The organism is Pseudonocardia kujensis (assembly GCF_021283305.1).
GTDB lineage: Bacteria > Actinomycetota > Actinomycetes > Mycobacteriales > Pseudonocardiaceae > Pseudonocardia > Pseudonocardia kujensis.
Window position 1 is genome coordinate 1 of sequence record NZ_JAJSOK010000134.1, and the last position, 6,141, is coordinate 6,141.

Genomic DNA, 6,141 nt, shown 5'->3' on the forward strand with positions numbered 1-6,141 from the left:
CCCGGCCACGGACTCAACATCGAGCAGCTCACGCTGCGGATCAGACCGTCCCTGCACCCGGACATCGTCCCAGCGGCCCGAGATCAACTCGCGGTCCGACACCCGAGCTTTTCAGCAGTCTCCTAGGAGCCGTACCCGCCGAGCTCCCCCAGCCCGCGGCGGCGCTCGCGCTCGCGCAGCACCCGCCGGCGGGCGTCGTGGTCGCGCATCCGCTGCGGGTAGCCGACGATCTGCGCGTCGTAGACCGGGATCCGCAGCGACCGCGCGAGCTTGCGGGCGCCCTCCGGACCGGCGACCCGGCGCCGCGTCCACTCCCCGTCCTTCGCGACGAGGACCATCGTCGTCTCGGTCACGGTGGTGCGGGGCTCGACGAACGCCTCCACCCCCTCGCGCACCGTCGCCCAGTCGCGCAGGTACTCGGCGTCCGCGGCCGCGGCACCACGCCGCCCACCGGCGCGCCTCCGGCCGAACAGTCCCATGAGCCCTCCGCTCTGCTCGACGTCACCCCGCCAACGCGCGACCTGTCCGGATTTCTCCCGGACCTGTTCCAGCGACTGCCGTCGTCGAGTGACAAGATGGGGCCGCCCGGACGGAGCACCGGGCGCGCGAACCGCACGGACCAGCACCGACCAGCACCCGGCCGGCACCGACCGAGAGCACCAGAGCGCGCGAGCGAGGAGGACGGACGTGCCCGAACGGACTGCCGATCTGGTGATCCTCGGCGGCGGCTCGGGTGGCTATGCCTGCGCGTTGCGGGCGGCGGAGCTGGGCATGTCGGTGGTGCTGGTGGAGAAGGACAAGCTCGGCGGCACCTGCCTGCACCGCGGCTGCATCCCCACCAAGGCCCTGCTGCACGCGGCCGAGGTCGCCGACGCCGCCCGCGACGGCGCCAGGGTCGGCGTGCTCTCCCAGCTGGTCGGCATCGACATGACCGGGGTCAACACCTACAAGGACGGTGTGGTCGCCCGGCTCCACAAGGGCCTGCAGGGCCTGGTGAAGAGCCGCGAGATCGAGCTCGTCGAGGGCGCCGGCACCTTCGTCGGCCCGCGCTCGGTGGAGGTCGCCTCGGATTCGGGCCGCACCACCTACACCGGCCGCAACGTCGTGCTGGCCACCGGCTCCTACTCCAAGACCCTGCCCGGGCTGGAGATCGGCGGCCGGATCGTCACCTCCGACCAGGCCCTGACCCTCGACGAGGTGCCGCAGCGGGTCGTGGTGCTCGGCGGCGGCGTGATCGGGGTCGAGTTCGCCTCCGTGTGGCGCTCCTTCGGCGCCGAGGTCACCGTCGTCGAAGCGTTGCCCCGGCTGGTGCCGGGCGAGGACGAGTTCGCCTCCAAGCTCCTCGAGCGCGCCTTCCGCCGCCGCAAGATCACCGCGAAGACCGGGGTGAAGTTCACCGGCGCCAAACAGGTCAACGACAGCGTGACCGTGTCCCTGGAGTCCGGCGAGGAGATCGAGGCCGACCTGCTGCTCGTCGCCGTCGGGCGGGGCCCGAACACCACCGGCCACGGCTACGACGAGGCCGGGCTGGCCATGGACCGCGGGTTCGTCACCACCGACGAGCGGCTGCGCACGAACCTCGACGGGGTCTACGCCGTCGGCGACATCGTGGCCGGCCTGCAGCTCGCCCACCGCGGCTTCGCCCAGGGCATCTTCGTCGCCGAGGACATCGCCGGACTCGACCCCGCCCCGATCGACGAGGCCGGCATCCCGCGGGTCACCTACTGCGAGCCCGAGGTCGCCTCCGTCGGCCTCACCGAACCCGCCGCCAAGGAGAAGTTCGGGGAGATCGAGACCCTGACCTACGACCTCGGCGGCAACGGCAAGTCCCAGATCCTGCAGACCTCCGGCGCCATCAAGCTCGTCCGCGCCAAGGACGGCCCGGTGGTCGGGATCCACATGGTCGGCGCCCGCGTCGGCGAACTGATCGGCGAGGCCCAGCTCGTCTACAACTGGGAAGCAGAGCCCGGCGACGTCGCCCCGCTCGTCCACGCCCACCCCACCCAGAACGAGGCGTTCGGCGAGGCACACCTCGCCCTGGCCGGCAAACCCCTGCACACCCACGGCTGAGGTCCCGGACGGACCACACCACCGCACGTCGAAAGAGGATCCGAGCAGACATGGCCTTCTCCGTCCAGATGCCCGCCCTCGGTGAGAGCGTCACCGAAGGCACCGTCACCCGCTGGCTCAAGGCGGAGGGCGACACCGTCGAGGTCGACGAGCCGCTGCTCGAGGTCTCCACCGACAAGGTCGACACCGAGATCCCGTCCCCGGTCGCCGGCGTCCTGCAGAAGATCGTGGCCGGCGAGGACGAGACCGTCGAGGTCGGCGGCGAGCTCGCCGTGATCGGCGACGCCGGCGCCGACGAGGGGTCCGCGCAGCCCGAGGCCCAGCCGCAGTCCGAGGCCGCCGAGCCCCAGGCGGAGTCCGCGGAGGCCGAGCCGGAGCCGGAGCAGGCCGAGGCGCCCCGGCAGGAGGCGCCGCAGGAGGCGCCGAAGGCCGCGACCGGCACGCCCTCCGGTGGCGGCACCCCGGTGACCATGCCCGAGCTGGGCGAGTCCGTCACCGAGGGCACCGTGACCCGCTGGCTCAAGCAGGTCGGCGACACCGTGGAGGTCGACGAGCCGCTGCTCGAGGTCTCCACCGACAAGGTCGACACCGAGATCCCGTCGCCGGTCGCCGGCACGGTCCTCGAGCTGTCGGTCGGCGAGGACGACACCGTCGAGGTCGGCGGCCAGCTGGCCCTGATCGGCGACGCCGACGCCGCGCCCGCCCAGGCCGAGGAGAAGACCCCGGAGCCGCCGAAGCAGGAGGCCCCCCAGAAGTCGGCACCGCAGGAGGCCCCGAAGCAGGAGGCCCCGAAGGAGCCGGTCGAGGAGGAGCAGGCCGCCCCGGAGCCGGCGAAGCCGGAGACCGAGGACACCGCCCGCGCCGCCGAGACCGCGCCGGCCCCCTCGGGCAACGGCAAGGCAGAGACCAAGGGCACCTCCGCCCCGCCGTACGTGACCCCCCTGGTGCGCAAGCTGGCCGCGGAGCACGGCGTGGACCTCGACACCCTCGAGGGGTCGGGCGTCGGCGGCCGCATCCGCAAGCAGGACGTCCTCGCCGCGGCCGAGTCGGCCAAGGCCCCGGCCGCCCCGCAGCCCGCCGCGGAGCAGCCGGCCGCCGCGCCGAGCGCCCCGACCGGCGCGCCGAAGGAGCCCACGAAGGTGCCGGCGCGCGCCGCCGACGCCCCGCAGCCGGGCACCACGGTGAAGATGCCGCGCCTGCGCCAGGTCATCGCCCAGCGCATGACGGAGTCGCTCAAGGTCTCGGCCCAGCTGACCACCGTCCAGGAGGTCGACGTCACCCGGATCGCCAAGCTGCGGGCCCGGGCCAAGGCGGCCTTCGAGCAGCGTGAGGGCGTCAAGCTCACCTACCTGCCGTTCTTCGCGAAGGCCACGGTCGAGGCCCTGAAGGCCTTCCCGGCCGTCAACGCCTCGATCTCCGAGGACGGCAAGCAGATCGAGTACCACGGCAACGTCCATCTGGCGATCGCCGTCGACACCCCGCGCGGCCTGCTCGTCCCGGTGATCAAGAACGCCGAGGACCTGTCGCTGGCCGGGCTCGCCCGCAAGATCGCCGACGTCGCGGCCCGCACCCGCAACAACACGATCAAGCCCGACGAGCTGTCCGGCGGCACCTTCACGATCACGAACATCGGCAGCGCGGGCGCGCTGTTCGACACGCCGATCATCAACCAGCCGCAGGTCGCGATCCTCGGCACCGGCGCGATCGCGAAGGAGCCCAAGGTCGTGGCGGGACCGGACGGCGAGGACGTCATCGCCGTGCGGTCCGTCTGCTACCTGCCGTTGACCTACGACCACCGGATCGTCGACGGCGCCGACGCCGGGCGGTTCGTCAGCGCGATCCGCGCCCGGCTCGAGGAGGGCGCGTTCGAGGCCGAGCTCGGCCTCTGACACCCGCCGCAACGTCACATCCGGAGGGGTCCCGCAGGTCGCGGGGCCCCTCCGGCCGTTCTCACGCACCCGTGTCGGCGTGCCCGGGTCGCGCGCCCCGGCCGGGTTCGGAAGGATCCGGGCCGTGCGCGTCGTCGTCGCCGGTTCGTCCGGCCTGATCGGAACCGCCCTGGTCGCCGGCCTCCGGGAGGCGGGCCACGAGGTCGTGCGGCTGGTCCGCCGCGCCCCCTCGGCCCCCGACGAGCGGGGCTGGGACCCGCCGTCGGGCGCGATCGACGAGGGCGCCCTCGACGGGGCCGGCGCCGTGGTGAGCCTGGGCGGCGTCGGGATCGCCGACCGGCCGTGGAGCGGCGCGCGCAAGCAGGCGATCCGGGACAGCCGCAACGTCCCGACCGAGGTCCTGGCCGGCGCCGTCGCCCGCGCCGGGGTGCCCGCCTTCGTGAGCGGCTCGGCGGTCGGCTACTACGGCGACGCCGGGTCGGCGGAGGTCGACGAGTCCGCGCCGTCGGGCGAGGGGTTCCTGGCCGAGGTGTGCCGGGACTGGGAGGCCGCCACCGCCCCGGCCGCCGACGCCGGTGTCCGGGTGGTCCGGCTGCGCACCGGGCTGGTCCTGTCGCCGTCGGGCGGGCTGCTCGCGCTCATGCGCCCGGTGTGGAAGGCGTTCCTGGGCGCGCGGATCGGCAGCGGCGAGCAGTACATGCCCTGGGTCTCGCTCGACGACGAGGTGGCGGCCATCCGGTTCGCCGTCGAGAACGACTCGCTCCGCGGGCCGGTCAACGTCACCGGGCCCACCCCGGTGACCAACGCGGTCTTCACCCAGACGCTCGCGAGCGCCGTCGGGCGCCCCGCGCCGCTGGTCGTCCCCGCGTTCGCGGTGACCGCGGTGCTCGGCGACATGGGCCGGGAGATGCTGCTGTACTCGCAGCGCGCGATGCCGCGGGCGCTGCTCGGGGCCGGTTTCGCCTTCCGCCACACCACCCTGGCCGACGCCCTCTCCGCCGCCGTCCGGGCATGACCGCCGCGCGCACGCCCGACACCGACGTCGCGGTCGTCGGGGCGGGCGTCGCCGGGCTGCGGGCGGCGCGGATCCTGCGCCGCCGGGGGCTCGACGTCACGGTGCTCGAGGCGGCCGACCGGGTCGGTGGCCGGATCGCGACGGACGTCGTGGACGGCTTCCGCTGCGACCGCGGCTTCCAGGTCCTCAACACCGCCTACCCCGCGCTGCGCACGGTCCTGGGGCCGGACGGGCCGGAGTCGCTGGCGATGCGCGCGTTCGTGCCGGGTGCGGCGATCCGGACCGCCGACGGGGCGTTGCGCCGGTTCGTCAACCCGCTGCGCAGCCCCACCGGCGCGCCCGCGTCGCTGCGCGCGCTCCCGCCCGCGGACCTGGCGCGGCTCGGCGCCTGGACCGCCCGGGTGCTCGCCACCCCGCCCGGCCGCACCGCCCTCCGCACGGCCCGCTCGGCCGCCGCGGACCTCGCGGCCGCCGGCCTGGGCGGCACGGCCACCGAGACGTTCCTCCGGCCCTTCCTCTCCGGCGTGCTCGCCGACCGCGAGCTCGTGACCAGCGAGGGCTTCGTCCGGCTGGTGTGGCGGAGCTTCGCGCTCGGCCGGATCTTCGTGCCCGCCGACGGCATGGAGGCCCTCCCCCGCCGGTTGGCCGCCGGGCTGCCGGTGCGGCTGCGCACTCCGGTCGAGGCCGTGACGGGCGGCACGACCCCGGTGGTCCGGACCGCCGGCGGGGAAATCGCGGCGCGCGCCGTCGTCGTGGCGACCGACGCGGCCACCGCGGCGCGGCTGCTCCCCGGCCTGACCGCACCGGAGACCAGCACGCTCACGACCTGGTACCACACGATGCCGGAGCCACCCGCCGACGAGCCGGTCCTGCACCTCGACGGGACCGGCGGGCCCGTCGCGAACACGGTGGTCCTGACGGCGGCGGCGCCGGAGTACTCGGCGTCCGGCCGCCCGCTGGTGTCCTCGACGGTCGTCGGCCCGGCGATCCCCGAGGTCGAGGTGCGCCGTGAGCTGGCCCGGATCTACGCCACCGGGACGGACGGCTGGGAGCTGGTGCAGACCGCGGAGGTCCGCGGTGCGCTGCCCGCCTTCCTCCCCGGCCGCCCGCTGCGCAGCGGCGTCGCGCTCGGCGACGGACTGTTCGTGTGCGGCGACCACCGGGACA

Annotated in this window: 5 protein-coding genes; 4 read left to right on the forward strand and 1 reads right to left on the reverse strand. The window is 74.8% G+C overall.

The window, feature by feature from the left end:
• Nucleotides 1-122: 122 nt before the first annotated feature.
• On the reverse strand, nt 123-479 hold the full coding sequence (locus LWC35_RS38475; protein WP_232875529.1) for an oxidoreductase: 357 nt from the start codon (nt 477-479) through the stop codon (nt 123-125).
• A gap of 208 nt (nt 480-687) precedes the next feature.
• Here LWC35_RS38475 and lpdA point away from each other — a divergent pair, with 208 nt between their 5' ends.
• The 4 genes from lpdA to LWC35_RS38495 form a co-directional block, all read left to right on the forward strand.
• A complete protein-coding gene (lpdA, locus tag LWC35_RS38480) occupies nt 688-2,070 on the forward strand; it encodes a dihydrolipoyl dehydrogenase (protein ID WP_232875530.1) in 1,383 nt (460 codons plus the stop codon).
• 50 nt (nt 2,071-2,120) lie between these two features.
• Nucleotides 2,121-3,959, forward strand: coding sequence for a 2-oxoglutarate dehydrogenase, E2 component, dihydrolipoamide succinyltransferase (gene sucB / locus LWC35_RS38485; protein WP_232875531.1), 1,839 nt, complete (start codon nt 2,121-2,123; stop codon nt 3,957-3,959).
• A 124-nt stretch (nt 3,960-4,083) separates the two neighbouring features.
• Nucleotides 4,084-4,974, forward strand: coding sequence for a TIGR01777 family oxidoreductase (locus LWC35_RS38490; RefSeq protein WP_232875532.1), 891 nt, complete (start codon nt 4,084-4,086; stop codon nt 4,972-4,974).
• Nucleotides 4,971-6,141: FAD-dependent oxidoreductase (locus tag LWC35_RS38495; protein ID WP_232875533.1), on the forward strand; the 1,171-nt coding region annotated here is incomplete at its 3' end. The genes LWC35_RS38490 and LWC35_RS38495, both read left to right, overlap by 4 nt.